Source organism: Pseudomonas sp. EL_65y_Pfl1_R83, from assembly GCF_963970695.1.
Taxonomy (GTDB): domain Bacteria; phylum Pseudomonadota; class Gammaproteobacteria; order Pseudomonadales; family Pseudomonadaceae; genus Aquipseudomonas; species Aquipseudomonas tritici.
The window spans coordinates 264,375-282,179 of sequence record NZ_CAXAQI010000004.1 but is presented as its reverse complement, the minus strand read 5'-3'; the positions used below and the strand labels follow the sequence as shown (position 1 = coordinate 282,179).

Sequence of the window (17,805 nt, the reverse complement as noted above, 5' to 3'; positions counted from 1 at the left end):
TATTCAGTTGTTATCAATGTCCACGTGCCGCGTTTCTTTGAGGCAAATCAACCCCACAATCAGGCTCACCCCGGTCACCACCACCGGGTACCACAAGCCATAGAAGATATCGCCGGTGTACACCACCAAGGCAAACGATACGGTCGGCAGGAACCCGCCAAACCAGCCGTTACCAATGTGGTAGGGCAGCGACATCGAGGTGTAGCGGATACGCGTCGGAAACAGTTCCACCATCAGCGCTGCCAGTGGGCCGTAGCACATGGCGGCGATCAGGATCAGCGCCACGATCAGCACCACTACCATCACCTTATTGACCTGGGCCATATCCGCCGAAGACGGATAACCGGCCAGGGTCACGGCGCCACGCAGGGCTTTTTCGTCAAACCCATCGATACGCACGTCGCCCACACTCACCTGCACCGGGCTGCCCGCCGGTGCGGCAGCGCTGCTGTAGGGCAGGCCTTGCTTGACGAGGAAGGTCTTGACCTTGTCGCACGGGCTGTCAAATTTCGCCTTGCCCACCGGGTCGAACTGGAAAGTACAGGTGGCCGGGTCGGCCAGTACGGTGATTGGGGCCTGGCGGCTGGCCTGGTCCATTGCCGGGTTGGTGTAGTGCGCCAGGCTCTTGAAGATCGGGAAGTACAGCGCGGTTGCCAGCAGCAGGCCGAGCATCAGCACCGGCTTGCGCCCCACCTTGTCTGACAGCCAGCCAAAGAAGATAAAGAACGGCGCGCCAATCACCACGCTGATGATCAACAGCATATTGGCCAGGGCAGGGTCCATCTTCAGGAACTGCGTGAGGAAGAACAGCACGTAGAACTGGGACGCGTAGAAGGTCACTGCTTGCCCGCCGTTGATGCTGAACAGCGCGATCAGCACCACCTTGAGGTTTTCCCATTTGCCGAACGACTCGCGGATCGGCGACTTGCTGGTCTTGCCTTCCTCTTTCATTTTCAGGAACGCTGGCGACTCATGCAGGCTCATGCGGATCCACGTGGAAATACCCAGCAGCACAATGGAAAACAGGAACGGAATCCGCCAGCCCCACACTTCGAACTGGTCACCGGTGAAGTAACGGCAGGCCAGTACCACCAGCAGCGACAGCAGCAAGCCGATGGTTGCGGTGGATTGAATCCAACTGGTGTGGAGCCCGCGTTTGCCGGCTGGTGCATGCTCGGCCACATAAGTCGCCGCGCCGCCGTATTCGCCGCCCAGTGCCAAGCCTTGCAGCATGCGCAGCAGGATCAGAATGATCGGTGCCGCAATGCCAATGCTGGCGTAAGTCGGCAGCAGCCCGACGCAGAAGGTCGCCAGGCCCATCAAAATGATGGTGACCAGAAAGGTGTATTTACGCCCGATCATGTCGCCCAAGCGGCCAAACACCAACGCACCGAACGGCCGCACCACAAAGCCGGCGGCAAAGGCCATCAAGGCAAAGATGAACGCCGTGGTGTCGTTGACCCCGGCAAAAAACTGCTTGCTGATCACCGCCGCCAGGGCGCCGTAGAGGAAAAAGTCATACCACTCGAACACCGTCCCGAGGGACGAGGCGAAGATGACTTTCTTTGAGTCGTTGCGGGTACTGGCGGTGGTGACCGCCGAGCCCAGGGGTTGAGCATGTTCTGACATCGGGTAGCCCTCACAGTGATTATTTATTGTTGTTCCACTGTCGGCGCCAGTTTCAGCGCCGCTATTCAGATTGCATGAACCAGTTCTTTCTCCGGGGCGAGACTCCTTGTATTCGGCGAAAGGATCAGCTGCGCGGCCTTCTCCGCGATCATCAGCGTAGGTGAACAGGTGTTGCCGGACGTAATGCGCGGCATGATCGACGCATCGGCGATGCGCAATCCAGGCACACCATGCACGCGCAGCTGGGCATCGACCACCGCGTCTTTATCGCTGCCCATGCGGCAGGTGCCGACCGGGTGGAAGATGGTCGTGCCGATGCGCGCGGCGGCCTCGTGCAGTTCGTCCTCGGTTTGCAGTGAATCGCCCGGTAGGTATTCCACCGGCTTGAATGGGCTCAGGGCCGGGGCTGCGACGATGCGGCGCGTCAGGCGGATGGCATCGGCGGCCACGCGCAAATCTTGCGGATGGCTGAGGTAGTTGGGGCGGATCAGCGGTGCGTCCGCCGGGTTGGCCGAGCGAATGTCGATACGTCCGCGACTTTGCGGGCGCAGGTCGCAGACCGACGCGGTAAACGCCGGGAACGCGTGCAGCGGCTCGCCAAAGCGCTCAAGCGACAGCGGTTGCACATGGTATTGAAGATTGGCCGAGGTTTGTTCCGGGCCCGAGCGGGCAAACGCGCCGAGCTGGCTGGGTGCCATCGACAGCGGGCCGCTGCGGTCGTACAGGTAGCGCAGGCCCATGCCCATCTTGCCCCATACGGTGCCAGCGATCTGGTTGAGGGTGCGGGCGTTTTCCAGCTTGTAGATCAGCCGCAATTGCAGGTGATCCTGCAGGTTACCGCCCACGCCCGGCAGTTCATGCAGCACGTCGATGCCCAGCGGCTTGAGCACGCTGGAAGGCCCGATCCCCGAGCGCTGCAAAATCCCCGGCGAGCCGACGGAGCCGGCGCACAGCACAATCTCTTTGCGCGCCTTCCAGCTCACCTGCTGGCCCTGCTGACGACCAACCACCTGTGAGGCTCGGCCGTTTTCCAGCAGCACGCGGTCTACTTCCACTTCGGTCAGCACGATGAGATTGGGGCGCTGACGGATCGGCTTGAGAAATGCCTTGGCCGCGTTCCAGCGCACACCGGCTTTCTGGTTGACCTGGAAATAGCCGCAGCCTTCGTTGTCGCCCTGATTGAAGTCGCTGATCGGCGCGATGCCACTTTGCGCCGCCGCGTCACGAAAGGCGTCGAGGATCGGCCAGTGCAGGCGCTGTTGTTCGACTCGCCACTCACCCCCATTGCTATGGAATTCGGAGCCACCGGCAAAATGATTTTCGCTCTGTTTGAACAACGGCAGCACGTCTTTCCAGGCCCAGCCGGCGTTGCCTTCTGCCGCCCAGCCGTCGTAATCCTGGGCCTGGCCGCGCATGTAGATCATGCCGTTGATCGATGAGCAGCCGCCCAGCACCTTACCGCGTGGATAGCTCAGTGCACGGCCTTGCAGGCCTTCCTGGGCTTCGGTCTTGAAGCACCAGTCGGTGCGCGGGTTGCCGATGCAGAACAGGTAACCGACGGGGATATGGATCCAGGGGTAGTTGTCGCGGCCGCCGGCTTCAAGCAGTAGCACGCGGTGAGCGGGGTTGGCTGACAGACGATTGGCGAGCAGGCAGCCCGCGGGGCCGGCGCCTACGACGATGTAATCGTATTCAGCAGTTGCAATGGGCATCTGAAGGTCTCGCTTGTTTTTCTTATTGGCTCCATCCTAGTTGTTAGTTTTCGTCTTAAAAATGTTAGTTTTTACCCAGCTGCTGTGCGTTTTTAAACAGTACGACCCCGTGTCACGCAATGGAGGCGCCATGTTCGATTGGAATGACCTGCGGTACTTTCTTGAGTTGCAGCGCAGCGGCCGCCTACTCACCGCCGCGCAACGTCTGAAAACCACCCATGCCACCGTGGCACGGCACATCGAGGCGATCGAGAAAAGCCTCGGTACTGCGCTGTTCGTTCAGCATGCCCAAGGCTACGAACTGACCCCTGCCGGCGAAGCCTTGCTCAAACACGCCGAAGCCATGGAAAACGTCGCGCTGCTGGCTGAAGACGAACTGACCCACTCCGCCGCGCCTTTGGGCAAGATCCGCCTGGGCGTCGCCGAAGGGCTGGGCGTGATGTTCCTGGCCAGCCGCATGGGCGGGCTTTTCGAACGCTACCCCGGGCTGGAAGTGGAGCTGGTGGCGGTGCCGCGCTTTGTCAGCATCCTCAACCGCGAGGCGGAAATCAGCATCCACCTTGAACGGCCCAGCGTCGATCAATTGGTCACCCGCAAACTCACCGACTACCGCCTGGCCCTCTACGCCAGCCGCGCCTACCTGGACCGTAACCCGCCGATCGAAAAGCGCGAAGACCTCGCGGTGCATTCGTGGATCGATTACGTCGACGACCTGCTGTTCAGCCAGGAACTGAAGTTCCTCAGCAGCTTCTGCCGCAACCCCAAAGTGGTGTTCCACAGCACCAGCGTGATAGCCCAGCACCAGGCGGCACGCTCAGGGTTGGGCATTGCGGTGTTGCCGTGTTTCATGGCCTCGGCTGATCCGGATCTGGTGGCTTTGCTGCCGGGGGAGGGAATTCAGCGCAGCTACTGGATCAGTTCGCGGCGGGAGTTGCACAAGTCAGTGCGGTTGCGGGTGTTGTGGGATTACGTGGTGGAGTTGTGCGCGCGGGAGCAAAGCTTGCTCCTCGGCGAGATCTGACTGAACGGATCAAAACTGTGGGCACTTTGCAGATTCACTCAATCGTGTCAGGCGCGCAACTCGAACTCTGCGCTGCCCAACCGCTCTCCATTCACCAACACGTGCACGCTATGCCTGCCGGGGTAATGCCTGCGCGTGGTCAGCTCGCGAATATGCTGCTCGCGCCGGATGCTGAGGTGTTCCCCAGCGCCGAGGGTAAGCGTCTTGAGTTTGAACACCTTTGCCGCGCTGTGCCCGGCACTTTTCACATAGTCGATTGCGTAATCCACCACCAGTTTCTGTGGGGCGGCGGCGGTTGATTCCAGGCTGAAGGACAGCTCGATCCGTTCCCCCAGGTTGATCACCGCCGGCGTCACCTTGAGGTCATGGATATTCACCTCGGCCCTGGCCCCGGCGCCCATGATCGTCAGCGCCCGGGTGTTGCCTTGCTTGATCAGGCTGCGCAAGGCGTGGCGGGCGATCCAGGCGGTGTGCGGGTTGTCCAGGTTCCAGCCCTCGATCAGGCTGAGCACCCACTCCGGGTGGTCCTTGGTGATGTCGTTGAGGTGGTTGGCCACGGACTTGCGCACATAAAGGCTGCCGTCGGCCTTGAGGTTGTCGAGGATCGACGCGCACAGTTCAGGGTTCGCCTGGACTTCGGCCAGGCGGAACGACCACGGCAGACGCGGCCGCGAGCCTTCGCTGGCGAGGCGGCGCACGTGTTCGTTGTCATCCAGCGACCATGTCTGCATCACCGCCAACGTGCGCTGGAAGTCATCCAGCAGGAAGTGGCGGATGGCGAATTCGGCGAAGCCAAAGGTGGTGAAGTATTTGAGTGCAGCCATGGAGCGCTTGAAGTCATCCCGCCCGTAATTCGCCACGAAGTGCGGCAGGAACAGGCTGACGAACGCGCTGTTCAGGCGCGGGGCGAGGGCGTAAAGCAGCTTGAGGGTGTGCGCATAATCCAGCGGGATCACTGCATGCAGGCTCTCGCTGACCCGCGCCATGCGCTGCATCACCGACAACTCCGTCAGCCCGGACTTGGCGTGCTGGAGGAAGCCCTTGGCGTCGAACGCCGGGTACACCGCCGTCATTTGCGTGGCGATGTGGTGCAAGCGTTCGACGTTGAAAATTTCCTTGAGGGCCGGGGCGCTTTGGTCAGTCATCGGTGATTCCATAGGGGATGTTTAGAGAAACCAGCGGTATTCCCGCGCAGGGATCTCTTGCTGGAAAGCCAAGTGGTCCTGGCGTTTGTTCTCGCAGTAGACGTCGACAAATTCGGCGCCCAGCTTATCGCGCAGTACCGGTTGATGTTGCATGGCGCGCACGGCGTCGAGCATTTCCAGGGGGAAGTCGGTACCGCTGGTGCGATCTTCGTTCAGTGGGGCGATGGGTTCGCGCTTGGCTTCAAGACCGTGCTCCAAGCCCACCAGGATCGCCGCCAGCACCAGGTACGGGTTGGCATCCGCACTCGCCAGGCGATGCTCTATGCGCAGGTTGCGCGGGTCGGACTCGGGGATGCGCACGCACGCATCACGGTCTTCAAAGCCCCAACTGGCGCGCGTTGCCGCGTTGACCGTGCCGCCCAGGCGGCGAAAGGCGTTGTGGTTGGGCGAAAAGATCGGCATGCAGTGCGGCAACAATTCCAGGCAGCCGGCCACGGCATGGCGCAATGGCTGCTGCTGGTGCGCCGCCAGCAGGTTATTGCCCGCGCCGTCATACAGGCTGACATGCACATGCATGCCGCTCCCGGGGAATTGCAGATAGGGTTTGGCCATGAAGCTCGCACGGTAACCGTGCTTGAGCGCTACGCCGCGGGTGCTGCGACAGAACAGGGCGGCCCAGTCGGCGGCGCGCATACCGTCGCCCTGGTGACCGAAGTTGATTTCGAACTGGCCGGGGCCGATTTCGGCAGTGATCACCGTGATGTCGATGCCCTGGTCCTTGGCGGTTTGCGCCATGTCGTCGAGCACTTCGCTGAAACGCGATAGCCGTTCGATATGCAGGTTGGGTTGGTCGTCGGGGTCGTCACTCAGTGGGTCGCGGGCGCATTGCGGCAGGCCATTGTCGAGTTTCTTGTCGAACAGGTAGAACTCCAACTCGAACGCCACCACCGGGTGAATGCCCTTGCGTTGCAGGCGTTCCAGCACCTTGGCCAGCACTTCGCGAGGTTCGAATTCGATGGGTGCTTCGGTACCGTCTGAGGTAATCAGCATCTGGCCCAGCGGCTGCGACTCCCAGCTCACCGGCTTGAGCGTGCCCGGCACCAGACGGCGGTTGGCATCCGGGTCGCCGTCGTTGAAGCAATAGTCACCAATCTTGAACAGCCCCCCCTGAACCCCCAGCAGCACGGCGTTCTGCGGCAGCTTCAGCGGGCTGCCGGCGGCGACTTTTTCCAGCATCTCGATGGGGTAACGCTTGCCGTAGAAGTGCCCTGGAATGTCCAAGGCGATCAAGTCTACGTAACGCACGTCGGGATGGTTCTGGCGAAAGGTCCGTACTTCGGCCAGTAACGGGGTGGCATGGCTTTTCACGGGTGCAGCTCCTAGTTGTAAACCCACAACACGCGGGCGGGCAGGTCGGTCAGATTGGCGTAGCGGCAATGGGCGAAGCTGGCCAGGTGGAAGCTGTCGCCGGGGCCGAGGGTGACCGGATCGGTCTCACCGTCGACCCACAGCGTCAATTCGCCCTCCAGTACAAAGCCGGCCTGCTCGGCGCGGTCGCTCATGGTTTGTTCACCGCTGTTGGCTCCGGGAGCCAATAGACTGTCGAGCATCGAAAAGGCGCCGTTCATGCTGGGCGAGACGAGGATGTCGGTGATGCCATTGGCGTAATACACCGTGCGCCGTTCGTTGGGCCGGGTGATCCAGTCCACCGCCTTGGGTTTGGCCTGGCTGTAGAAGTAGGTGGTCGGTACATCAAGGGCGTGGCTGATAGCGGTGAGGTCCGCCACGGTCGGGCGCGATAGGCCGCGTTCGACCTGGGACAGGAAACCCACGGATCGCTCGATTTTCTGCGCGAGCTGGGCGAGGGTAAGCTTCTTGTGCTTGCGCAGATCGTGGATCAGTGCGGCCAGGGTGGCGAGTTCTTCTTGTGGGGTCATGAAATTTATTTCGATAAATTTCATGAAAAATTACATGATTTATTTCACGGAGGCAATGGAATGGATTTAGACGCGCACTTATTTGAGCTTGAACAGGGGCTGCAGCAAACGGCTACCCGTTCGAATGCGACGCGGTTGGCGGAGCTATTGGCGGATGATTTTGTTGAGTTTGGTGCCAGTGGAAATGTGTGGGGCAGCAAGGCAGAGGTGATTTCCGGACTGCAGGATGAGGTGTTTTCTGCGCGCTGTATAACTGATTTCACGGTGAAAAGGCTGACTGAAGGTGTGGCTCTGGTGACCTATCGCTCTCATCGGGACTCAGGTGGGGCTTCGCTGCGCAGCTCGGTATGGCGAGCTGAAGAGGGGCAGTGGCGGATGGTGTTCCATCAAGGCACACCTGTGGCAGTTGGGTCGCTCACTCCGTGCCAAGGCTTGATTGAATGATCAGACCCGCCAGCGGTCCGAACCTGGGTAAGCGCCATTAATTGAAGGAGCACCCATGAAGTCCAAGTCCCTAATCGCCTGCCTGCTGGTTGCCGCCAGCCTGTCCACCGCCAGCTTTGTCGTGCACGCCGGTGATACCCCCCAGGAAACCGTGCAACCTTCGAATATCAACGCCCGTGACTTGAAAGAGGGCGACCGCGCACCGGATATGTTGATGCGCAAGGAATCAGCCGTCAGCGACTGGAAAAAACGCGGCCTCAAGCAGCCTGAAGAAGACAGCCAGTGGGCGCGGGTGGGCGATAAATTCGTCCTGCTCAAGACCACTAACGGCACCATCCTTGAGATCACTCCCGTCAAGAAATGACCTTGCTTTCTTGCCCTGTTCCTGAGTTAAGGTAGCCGGCCGTAAAGGCCGCGTTACCTTCCAGGAAAGAAAGCAGGATGCTTGCCACAATAAGAAACTACCCCCGCACCGTTAACCTGTTGCTGTCCGCCACGTTGATGCTCACGTTGGCCAAGGCGATCACGTTTCCGTACTTGGTGATTTACCTCACCAGCCACTTTGCCCTCGATATCACTCAGGTCGGTCTGGTGATCGGCAGTTCGCTGATTGTCGGCTCGCTGCTCAGCATGTATGGCGGCTTCCTGGTCGACCGTATCAACAGCTACCGATTGCTGCTCGGCATGAGCGTGCTGTTTGTACTGGGCTTTATCGGCACGCTGCTCGCGCAGAATATCTGGGCGTTCTACAGCTGCCTGATCCTGATCAACCTGGCCTACGCGGTGATCGATATCGCGGTCAAAGCCGGTTTTGCCAGCTTGTTGCCCGAAGAGGCACGCAGCGAAGTGTTTTCCATCAAGTACACCCTGACCAATATCGGCTATGCCGTAGGGCCTTTTTTCGGGGCGATGATTGCCAAGCTGGACATCAGCTTGCCGTTTATCCTTTCGGCGCTATTGGGTGTAGGGTTTTTCCTGCTGTATTGGCGTTGGGGTGACCGCGCGCTGGCGACCGTTGATGCCACGCAAAAGCCGGTGCCCTTTCTTGCCGTTGGCCGCGTGCTGTTGCGCGATCGTCGCCTTGTCTGCTTCACCGTTGGCGGCGTGCTCAGTGCCGTGGTATTCGGTCAGTTCACTGCATGGCTGTCGCAATATTTGGTCACCACCACCACCGCCGAATACACCTACACCGTGGTCAGCGCCGTGCTGACCACCAACGCCGTGTTGGTGATTGCCCTGCAGTATGTGATTGGGCGGCGCATCTCGCATCGCTACTTGGGCCAGTGGCTGATCGCAGGCCTGGGCATGTTCATGCTGGGGATCATTGGTTTTGCGCTGTCCACCAGCGTGCTGTGGTGGGTAACGGCAATGGCGGTGTTCACGGTGGGGGAGATCATCGTGTTTCCGGCCGAGTACATGTTCATCGACCGCATCGCCCCGGACCACCTGCGCGGCATGTACTACGGGGCGCAGAACCTGTCCAACCTGGGGGCTGCCCTTGGGCCGGTGTTGTGTGGGCTGGTGCTGGCCAGCTTGCCGGCCCACTACATGTTCTACATGCTGGGGGCGTTTATCATTGCGGGCGGGGTGTTCTATTTCATGGGTGCGTCGTTGAAGGCAAATCATCCAGCGTGAGCTTGCCCACGGTGTTGCATTGCAGTTCGTAACGCAGCTCTTCCACCATTTTTTCGACTTCTTGCGGGGTCTGCAGCCGGTTCGTGCTGATCCCGGTGACAACCAGGTCGACCCGGCCGGTCTCCGCGTCGTAGACCTTGAGGGTCAGCGACGCGTCCCGGCACAGGGTGAATTCGCACGTCAGTGGCGACAGACCTTCTTCGATGCAATTGCGCAGTTGAGAGAGGGTAAACATGTGGGTTCCTTCAGGGTGTAAATGCGGTGGCACACGATCAAAGCCTTGTGCCCACGCCCTGAAGATTAGGGTTTACTTGCCCGCGTCATAAGTTGAATTCGCACTAGACGCACTAGTGCATTTGCACCGCGTTCACTTGTTCTTGAGCCGCAATTCGCGGGCAAACAGTCCGCGTTCGCGGGCCCAAACGATCGCTGCACTACGACTATGCACCCCCAGCTTGGAGTACACCGTGGCCACATGGTTACGCACCGTGTTGGGCGCCAGTTTGAGGCGCGAGGCAATTTCCTTGTCAGCCAGCCCTTCGCAGATCAACCCCAAAACATCCCGCTCACGGGCCGTGAGGTCGGTGAACGCGACATTCGGCAGGTTGGGGCTGTTGACGCTTTTGGCGTTCGCCAGTTTCTCGATCAGTGTCTGGCTGAACCATGAAGCGTCTTGCATGACTTCCTCGATGGCGGCCACCAGTTCCAGCTCCGAGCGCTTGCGTTCGGTGATGTTCATCAGCACCAGCAGGTAGCAGGGCACATCCTGAATGATCACGGTGTCGGCGGACACGACACAGTCGATAACCTCATCGCCTTTCTTGCGCACCTTCAAGTCCTGGCCGTCAACGCTTCCGGCTTTTTCCAGGGTGGTGAACAACAGGGCGCCAGCCGTTGCGCTGTCGATAAAACCAATGTCTTCGATGGCCTTGCCGATCAATTCTTCGCTGGTGTACCCCGTGATCGTCATGAACGCCTCATTCACATCCACCACTTGGCGGTTGGCGGCGCTGCAGACCAACGTCGGCACCGGGGTCAGGCGAAATGATTTGGCAAACCGTTCTTCACTCTGGCGCAGCGCGGTTTCGGCCTTGCGCCGAGGCTCCAGGTCAGTGAAGGAGAACAGCATGCAGGCCTCTTCGTTCATGTCCAGCGGCTGGCCGGCGGCGATCACCAGTTTGCTGCCGCCTTCGGGCAATCTCAGTTCGGCCTGCATCTGCGGTATGGTCGCGCCATCGCCCAAGCGCTGGATCGCCAGGCCCTTGCGCTCGGCCTGCTCCAGTACGTCCAGCTCATAGACGGACTTGCCGATGACTTGGTCGCGGTTGTAACCGGTCATCTCCAGAAAGCCTTGGTTGACCTTGATATAGCGCAAGTCGCTCAGACGGCAGATCACCGCAGGCGCCGGGTTGGCGTTGAAGGTTTTCTCGAAGCGCTGCTCGGCACTGGCCCATTCGGTAGCGTCGCTGAGGATCAGTACCAGCAGCTCCGGTTCGCCACGCGAGTCGGCGATCACCAGGCTGCGCAGGCGGTGTACCCAGGTTTTGTCCGAATCGGCGTTTGGAATCACCTCCACCACGACGTCGCTGAATTCGTCGCCAGCGGCAGCACGGGCCAGGGGATAGTTTTCCGGCAGCAGTGGGTGATTGTTGCGATAGCGCAGCGTGAAGCGCTCGGCATACTCCCGCGCATCCGCGCCTAGCCCCATCACGTCGCCCACGCCGTGCATGGTCAGTGCGGCTTCGTTGGCCCACAGGATGGTCTGGTCGACCTCGGCGAGAATGATCCCATCGGATAACCCGGAAATGATCTGCTGCAGTTGGCGGCGGTTGGTTTCTTTAGCGAGGACGTCCTGGCTCATGATTTCTCCGGAAAAAAGCGCATAAAAACTCCGACATGCACGCTTCAGGATAGTGCAGAGAAAGTGAGGGGGACGGAGTGCGAATGCATCAGGCAATCTGGTGCATTTGCGCCACGACTGAACAGATGTCGTTTCGCCACACTCCCACTCAACAAGGCACATCACCTTGCTCCCATAACGTGTGAAGGACCTCTGTATGACCGCTGTCTATGAAACCAATCGGTCGCTGTTCGCTTGCCCTGAAGCGCGGTGTTGGCCGGTAGTGCAATTGCCCTGGTAACCTACCTGGTCCTTAGTGTGCTCGGCACCGCCGGCAACATGGTGGGTAAAGGCTTGTTGGCTGCCAGCAGCGGTATTGCCGCGGCGACGGATGCAGCGACCAATCCTGCGCAGGCGGGCGACCAAGTGAAGGAGTGGTTTGAACGCGTGATAGCGTCCGGTGAACCTGCGCTGAACGCGGCGGATAAAGAAGCGCTGGTCAACTTCGTGGCGGCGCGTACCGGCAAGAGTAAGAAAGAAGCCACGCAGATCGTCGACAATTACGGCCAGGCTTATCAGCAAGCCATGCAGAAGGTCGAAGAGCTGAAGCAACAGGCTGAACAGAAAGCCCGTGAAGTGGCTGCCAAGCAGGTTTCCCGTGCGGCCTGGAGCACCTTGGCGATGCTGCTGTTGGGGGGCGGCGCTGAGCTTCTTTGTGGGACGTATGGCGCTGATTAATCGTCGCGTACCGTTGGCCTGACGTGTTGTGATGAGGGTGGTGAGAGGGGGACCTCTCACCACGCTTATGCTAAACCACTAACCATCCCACGACTGGTACGATGATCAGCGTACTCAACGCCATTGAGAGCACGTTACCGATGTAGGGGTGGAAGTGGGCCGGCAACCTCCCCGCGATGGCGCACGCTAAAGGTGGAGCAATCAATGCACCGAGCAGCGCACTTGATCCCATCACCATCCAACTTCCTCCATGGGTCAACACGGCAGCCGGTACTACTGACACCAAGGGAACATAGGTGGGATACCATCCTCGCTTGATCCACTCACGTCGCCAGATGACCACACCCAGCGCAGACGTCAGTGCTTGCGCGCCGATCAGGTGCAATATGAGGCCTGAGCCGTACGCCGGGCTCACGGGATTCAGGGCGTACGCCAAGAGGACTCCCGCCAACAGACCCAGACTGGCTAGCTCGTTTCCAAAAAACGGCGCTTCGGAGAAATCTGCCAGCACCCGGCGCAGGCTCCAAGTCACGCCATAAGTGGGAAGAGCGGCAGGCTCCGGTTTGGCCGGTGGGGTAAAGTCCGAGCGCACCACAGAGGGCATCCGACGGCATAGCATAAACGCGATCACGCTACCGATGGCCATGCCCATCACATTGCCAATCACCGTCGGCAACCCCAGCGGCACGCAGACAAAGTTGACGATCAACAGGCACATCGGCGTAACGAGCACAGCGCCCAGTGCTGCGCCAGTGAGGGTGACCTTCCACCCGCCGCCAAACATCAGCACCATTGCCGCCGGCAACGAGACGAACGCCGCGAACGTCGGTTGCCACGTCTGAGCGGTGACAGCCCATCCCCACAGCAGGTTGCTGAGTAGCAGGCCGAGCAACGAGCTGGTTATCAGCCAAGGCCATAATCCGGTCCCATAGGAAATGGAGAAACCTTGCCAGGCCTTACCCCTTCGGCTGGCCCACCAGGCCAGGTAGGCACCTCCCAGCAGGCCGAGCGACGCCAGTTCATGTTTGTAGAAAGCGACCTCGCTGATATCGCCAAGTACCCAGCGCAGCCAGGCAACAGGGTGTGGGAGGCTTTGCACCATATCGGTGTAGCCAGGCCAGGGCCCGGTGAACGCTAACCACACAATGATCAGAGCGCTGGTCAGCGCAATGACAACAACAGTCTTGTCAATGTTGGGCCAGGGGGTTCGTGGTTTTTCTAAGAGGTTACCCATAGTCAACCCTCCAATCAGCGCGGCAGGGCAGGGTGTTGGGCGTAACCGAGCATTTGATCGTAGAGATCATTGCGTCGATCACGTTGCAAATCGTTGAGGCTGTTCCAGATCGGTGCACTGCGGGCGCTGGTGATATCAATGTCGGCGAACAAAATTTCCTGGCGATTGGCCGAAGCGACAGCGCCAATCGGCCAGCCATTGGTTCCGGCAATCAATGAGCATCCGAGGTAACGGGCGTCTCGCTCCTCGCCAATGCGGCTGGCGGCAGCGATAAACACGTTGTTGACGTGGGCGGCGGTCATCGTCAGGTACGACGCCATGCATTTTCCCGCGTCATCGAATAGCGGCGGTGGTGTCCACACCCAGTTGTTCAGGCTGCAAATAATATCTGCGCCTTGTTGGCTGAGAATGCGTGGTACCTCCGGGAACCAGATGTCCCAGCAAATCAGCAAGCCAATACGGCCGATCGGCGTTTCAAATACCGGAAAGCCTGTATCGCCGGGGGTGAACCATAGCTTTTCCAGGTTCCACAAATGCGCTTTGCGGTATTTTCCGATGTAGCCTTCGGGACCTAACAGCACGGCCGTATTGAATAGCTGCATACCGTCTATTTCACATAGGCCTGCTACCAGATACACCTGGTGCCTGCAGGCAAAATCTATCCACGCCTGCACGCTGGTACCGTCTGGCACTCGTTCTGCGTGATCAAAAGCATCCTGGCGACTGCTGAAGAAATACCCGCAATTGGTGAGCTCGGGCAGCACGATCAGGTTGGCTCCGCCGTTCGCGGCTTCGGCCGCCAGTGCGAGGCTCTGACTCAGATTATTGGCGCGGTTGGCCATGCCGACCTGTGGATCAAGTTGAATGACCGCTACGCGTGCAGGGCTTACTGGTTCGCTCATTGAGGTGACCTCTTATTGTTATACAACCGGAAAATGGTTGGATGTTTATAAGAGGCGACAATATGTTTAATTGAAAGTCAGACGGTTCTCATTACTGCGTAGTCTATTTCCTTTGTTGCTCGGTTTTGTAGGCTGGGTAGTCCTGCATGTCAAAGCCGCCGTTGAAATTGGCGCGTGTTTTATTGCAGATGTTTATCACGGTGTCGACGGCGCCTCTGAAGCAAGGCTCAGTCCAGCCAGCATCAACGGAAAACGACTCGCCGCAGAGATAAAGTCCCGATTTGTGCGAGAAGTCCCTGTTGTATTTCATTAAGGACACCGCGGCGTAGTAGGTGCCTGCGCGATAGAGCTTTGCACAACCCAGCGAGTGCTTGTCGTTCATCCAGCGTTGAACGACGGCCTGTTTATGCCCTATATAAGGTGATATTTTTTCTTTGATGTTTGTGGACTTCAAGAGGATTCGGTCAAGCTCTTTTATGCATTTATCGACCAGTTGTTCGTCGTCAAATACCGATAGCTTGGTCGCGTCGTCTTCCCACGTGTAGCTGAGGAGGATGCAGTCATAGGTATTATTATTGTGGTAGCGGTAGGTATATACATCATGTACCCAGCTGTCCGTAACGATCGCTTGAGGTATGTTCTTGTTCTCTGAGAGAAACGACTTTTTTAGTGGCGCGTAGACTTTGCAGCTGGTTTCCCAGTGGGCGGTCTTATAGGCTTCTATGATGTTGAATGGGAGTGTCTCCTGGCTGAAGTTCTCAATTGATACTTGTGTCTCGATCAGCCAGGAGGGAAGTGTCATTACGACAGCGTCACAATCGATAAATACGTTTTCTGTTTTGTCTTTTTGTGTGGCATTCCAGCTGTAATACACCCGTATTTTTCCGTTCTTGAGTTTTTTCAGTGTTGTCACTGCACTGCTGGTCAGTAAACCGGATGGGCGCTTTAAAAGGTGTTCGTACAAAGAATCATCGGTCTCGTCGGGTTTTATGAAGAGCAGCGATTCCGCCAGCGATCCAAGGCCAATATAGTTTGGTTTGTTGAATTTCAGCCCTCTGGAGTCCAGGGTCTCTTTAGCATTCAAGTACGGCGCGTCCATGGGAGTACCGTCTGCGTCAACCCGTCCGTGGATTAACTGCAGATGACTGCTGAATCCAAATATCGCCGTGCGCAGAGGGTAAAGCGCGCAGACGTCATAGAAGGCGCCCCAACTGCCATCACCTATTCCGATGGCGTAGAACACTGCAGATTCCTGGGCACTCATACCCAGGCCGCCAAAGTTTCCAGGATCCCTGTGGTGCCACGTATCAATACTTGGCAACTTGACCAGATCCCGAAAGGACATACCTTCGTATTTTCTTACTATCGATGCCCACATGTCCTCCCAGCGTTCGGAGCCGTAATTTTCGGAGACGCACAGCGTCATACGCTCGGCAAATGTCTTCCATTTCCCGAAAACGTGGCCCAGCGTTTGCCCTGGCGGGGCTGTTTTTCCATCGGCGTTTTTCCAGATCAGCAGGGTGGGTTCACTGCTGTTATCTATGCTCCCTTCTCTGAGGAATATACCTGTTGAGCGGACGGCCGGGCTGCCCGGGTTTGGAAAGTCTGAATAGCGCAAATCGAATTCGTTAGCGTAATAGGCCATCAGTGAGCGACCGTCTTTGGGAGGCTCATTTGTCTTGTTGAAGAACGGCATCCTCATTGCACCCATCTCGAAAGGGGGCCTGCCTGGCGTGTTGGTGTGATTGTTCCCGAGGGCGGTAAGGTGTCGGCCGCCAATACGCTTGGATTTTTCGAGTAAGGTAATGTTTGTGAACCCGCACCTGTAAAGCTCGCGTGCAGTCGTCAGGCCGGTAATGCCAGCGCCAATAACGCAGATCTTATGATTGGGTTCAGTGGCCTGGGCAATCCCGTTTACCTGTTCAACCAACGCGCGGTAGTCAAAGCACAGGTCGGGTGGATTAGGAAATGTTGGCCTCCATTTTTTCTCGGTAGAGCGCTTTTCTCGATGCTGCCGCTGGGCGATGTCTGCGGGGTAGTTGAAGCCGGAACCGATGGTCATTCTGATATTCCCTATTCAGCGTAATGAACGCTTTATAGGTTGAGCGTCAGCACTGGGCGCGAGAAATAAGCTGAAGGTGTTTTGGGGGGAGGGGACATCGTGTTTTTTTGTAAGTGAATTTCAGGCAGCAAGCGCAGAGAGCGCCCTCTGATCCTGAAAGGCGCTGCGGCGCGTAGAAACTGTCAGTGTTGCGTTTGAAGCTTGCCAAACCCGCTTGATTCTGGGAGAAACGCCATCCTTTGCGCCCTCAATGAGAACCGCCATGAGCCACAACGAACTCCAAATCACCGACATCCGCCCCGGCACTGGCAAAGCCGTGGTCAAGGGCGCGTTGATTACTACCCAATACACCGGCACCCTGGAAGACGGCACGGTATTCGATTCGTCCTGGGAGCGCGGCAAGCCGTTCCAGTGTGTGATCGGCACCGGGCGGGTGATCAAGGGCTGGGACCAGGGGCTGATGGGCATGCAGGTGGGCGGTGTTCGGACCTTGTTCGTGCCGGCGCATCTGGCGTATGGCGAACGGTCGATGGGCGCGCATATCAAGCCCAACAGTAACCTGTGTTTTGAGATTGAGTTGTTGGAAGTGCTGACGCGTGATGATTGAGGGCGGATGAACATGGATGTTGATGAGCACGTGTTGCCCGGTTGCTCTGTTGCAGGTATTCGGGTGGTTGAGCTGTGCGCTGGCGACGAGGCCGAGCTGCAACTTTTTTTCGAGCGAGCGCCGGATTACTTCATTGCGGTGAACGGCGAGCCCGCCACGCCGACTGAAGCGCGCGAGGAGTTGCACGGGCAGCTGCCCACAGGATGGACGTGCCGCCGGATGTACTGGCTGGGTTATCGCGATGCTGACGACCGATGGGTCGCGGTGGTGAACATTGCGGCGGACTTGCTGGCGAGCGGTGTCTGGCATATCGGGCTGCTGCTGGTCGACTCCTGCCTGCATGGCACTGGCCTTGCGCAACGACTGCATGCGGACCTTGAAGAATGGGCTGCGAAGAAGGGCGCCCAATGGCTGCGGTTGACGGTGGTTATCGGCAATATCAAAGCCGAGCGTTTCTGGCCCAGGCTTGGGTATGCGCAGGTACGTACGCGGGAGGGCGTCACGATGGGACGGCAGGTGAACCGGGTGTCGATTCAGGTCAAGGCGCTGGCGGGTGGGGCGGTTGAGGATTACTTGAGGCTGGTGGCGAGGGATAGACCGGGTACCGCGTAGCAACAGATGTACGCTGTCCGAAATGTGGGCTTGCTCGAGAATGCGGTAGCTCAGTCGACATCTGCAGTGGCTGATACACCGTCTTCGCGAGCAAGCCCGCTCCCACATTTAGATCTCTGGAGGGTTCAGGAAGATGCGTTCCTGAACCCTCCCTGAAGAATCTTCTTATTCCTCACGCAGACACTTTCCTACGGTTTACGCTCCTGAAATCGAGGCGTAAGCTTCGCGCGTTTTCATCAATAGCGGAGACCCTCAGTGGGTACTTGTTCGAGTGACAGTAGTCGGCC

Annotated in this window: 16 protein-coding genes and 1 pseudogene; 7 read left to right on the top strand and 10 right to left on the bottom strand. The window is 58.5% G+C overall.

What is annotated here, in order from left to right:
* Positions 1 to 3: 3 nt before the first annotated feature.
* Positions 4 to 1,629, bottom strand: coding sequence for an MFS transporter (locus tag AACY08_RS07765; RefSeq protein ID WP_339468890.1), 1,626 nt, complete (start codon positions 1,627 to 1,629; stop codon positions 4 to 6).
* Between the two features lie 65 nt (positions 1,630 to 1,694).
* Positions 1,695 to 3,341, bottom strand: coding sequence for a GMC family oxidoreductase (locus tag AACY08_RS07760; protein ID WP_339468889.1), 1,647 nt, complete (start codon positions 3,339 to 3,341; stop codon positions 1,695 to 1,697).
* Between the two features lie 130 nt (positions 3,342 to 3,471).
* Between AACY08_RS07760 and AACY08_RS07755 the strand changes: the two genes are divergently transcribed.
* Positions 3,472 to 4,362: a LysR family transcriptional regulator gene (locus AACY08_RS07755; protein ID WP_339468888.1), complete on the top strand. Its 891-nt coding sequence runs from the start codon at positions 3,472 to 3,474 to the stop codon at positions 4,360 to 4,362.
* A 47-nt stretch (positions 4,363 to 4,409) separates the two neighbouring features.
* Here AACY08_RS07755 and AACY08_RS07750 read toward each other — a convergent pair whose 3' ends face one another.
* From AACY08_RS07750 to AACY08_RS07740, 3 genes are read right to left on the bottom strand one after another with little or no spacing between them, the layout of a single operon-like run.
* On the bottom strand, positions 4,410 to 5,507 hold the full coding sequence (locus AACY08_RS07750; protein WP_339468887.1) for a DNA alkylation repair protein: 1,098 nt from the start codon (positions 5,505 to 5,507) through the stop codon (positions 4,410 to 4,412).
* Between the two features lie 21 nt (positions 5,508 to 5,528).
* Complete coding sequence (locus AACY08_RS07745; protein ID WP_339468886.1) at positions 5,529 to 6,875, bottom strand: glutamine synthetase family protein; 1,347 nt, start codon at positions 6,873 to 6,875, stop codon at positions 5,529 to 5,531.
* A gap of 11 nt (positions 6,876 to 6,886) precedes the next feature.
* Positions 6,887 to 7,444 (bottom strand): helix-turn-helix domain-containing protein, encoded by a 558-nt coding sequence (locus AACY08_RS07740; RefSeq protein WP_339468885.1) that lies wholly within the window; start codon positions 7,442 to 7,444, stop codon positions 6,887 to 6,889.
* On the opposite strand from AACY08_RS07740, the gene AACY08_RS07735 reads away from it, so the two are divergent.
* The 3 genes from AACY08_RS07735 to AACY08_RS07725 all read left to right on the top strand — a co-directional run bounded on the left by AACY08_RS07735 (position 7,433) and on the right by AACY08_RS07725 (position 9,523).
* Entirely contained in the window at positions 7,433 to 7,888 is a 456-nt protein-coding gene (locus AACY08_RS07735) for a nuclear transport factor 2 family protein (protein ID WP_339468884.1), read from the top strand. The genes AACY08_RS07740 and AACY08_RS07735 overlap by 12 nt on opposite strands.
* A 55-nt stretch (positions 7,889 to 7,943) precedes the next feature.
* The gene (locus AACY08_RS07730) at positions 7,944 to 8,252 is read left to right on the top strand and encodes an RcnB family protein (protein ID WP_339420135.1); all 309 of its coding nucleotides are present in this window, start codon (positions 7,944 to 7,946) and stop codon (positions 8,250 to 8,252) included.
* A 77-nt stretch (positions 8,253 to 8,329) separates the two neighbouring features.
* A complete protein-coding gene (locus tag AACY08_RS07725) occupies positions 8,330 to 9,523 on the top strand; it encodes an MFS transporter (protein ID WP_339468882.1) in 1,194 nt (397 codons plus the stop codon).
* Here AACY08_RS07725 and AACY08_RS07720 read toward each other — a convergent pair.
* Positions 9,486 to 9,758, bottom strand: coding sequence for a DUF1652 domain-containing protein (locus tag AACY08_RS07720; protein WP_339468881.1), 273 nt, complete (start codon positions 9,756 to 9,758; stop codon positions 9,486 to 9,488). The two genes, AACY08_RS07725 and AACY08_RS07720, sit on opposite strands and share 38 nt — an antisense overlap.
* 132 nt (positions 9,759 to 9,890) lie before the next feature.
* A complete protein-coding gene (locus tag AACY08_RS07715; protein ID WP_339468880.1) occupies positions 9,891 to 11,384 on the bottom strand; it encodes a helix-turn-helix transcriptional regulator in 1,494 nt (497 codons plus the stop codon).
* A 196-nt stretch (positions 11,385 to 11,580) separates the two neighbouring features.
* On the opposite strand from AACY08_RS07715, the pseudogene AACY08_RS07710 reads away from it, so the two are divergent.
* Positions 11,581 to 12,123, top strand: a pseudogene (locus tag AACY08_RS07710) (hypothetical protein).
* 48 nt (positions 12,124 to 12,171) lie between these two features.
* Here the strand turns inward: AACY08_RS07710 and AACY08_RS07705 are convergent.
* The 3 genes from AACY08_RS07705 to AACY08_RS07695 all read right to left on the bottom strand — a co-directional run bounded on the left by AACY08_RS07705 (position 12,172) and on the right by AACY08_RS07695 (position 16,299).
* Positions 12,172 to 13,335, bottom strand: a complete 1,164-nt coding sequence (locus AACY08_RS07705) for a hypothetical protein (RefSeq protein ID WP_339468879.1) — start codon at positions 13,333 to 13,335, stop codon at positions 12,172 to 12,174.
* A 14-nt stretch (positions 13,336 to 13,349) separates the two neighbouring features.
* Entirely contained in the window at positions 13,350 to 14,237 is an 888-nt protein-coding gene (locus AACY08_RS07700; RefSeq protein WP_339419497.1) for a nitrilase family protein, read from the bottom strand.
* 103 nt (positions 14,238 to 14,340) lie between these two features.
* Entirely contained in the window at positions 14,341 to 16,299 is a 1,959-nt protein-coding gene (locus tag AACY08_RS07695; protein WP_339468878.1) for a flavin monoamine oxidase family protein, read from the bottom strand.
* A gap of 262 nt (positions 16,300 to 16,561) precedes the next feature.
* On the opposite strand from AACY08_RS07695, the gene AACY08_RS07690 reads away from it, so the two are divergent.
* On the top strand, positions 16,562 to 16,906 hold the full coding sequence (locus AACY08_RS07690) for an FKBP-type peptidyl-prolyl cis-trans isomerase (protein ID WP_339468877.1): 345 nt from the start codon (positions 16,562 to 16,564) through the stop codon (positions 16,904 to 16,906).
* 12 nt (positions 16,907 to 16,918) lie between these two features.
* A complete protein-coding gene (locus tag AACY08_RS07685; RefSeq protein WP_339469033.1) occupies positions 16,919 to 17,518 on the top strand; it encodes a GNAT family N-acetyltransferase in 600 nt (199 codons plus the stop codon).
* The last annotated feature ends 287 nt before the right edge of the window (positions 17,519 to 17,805 follow it).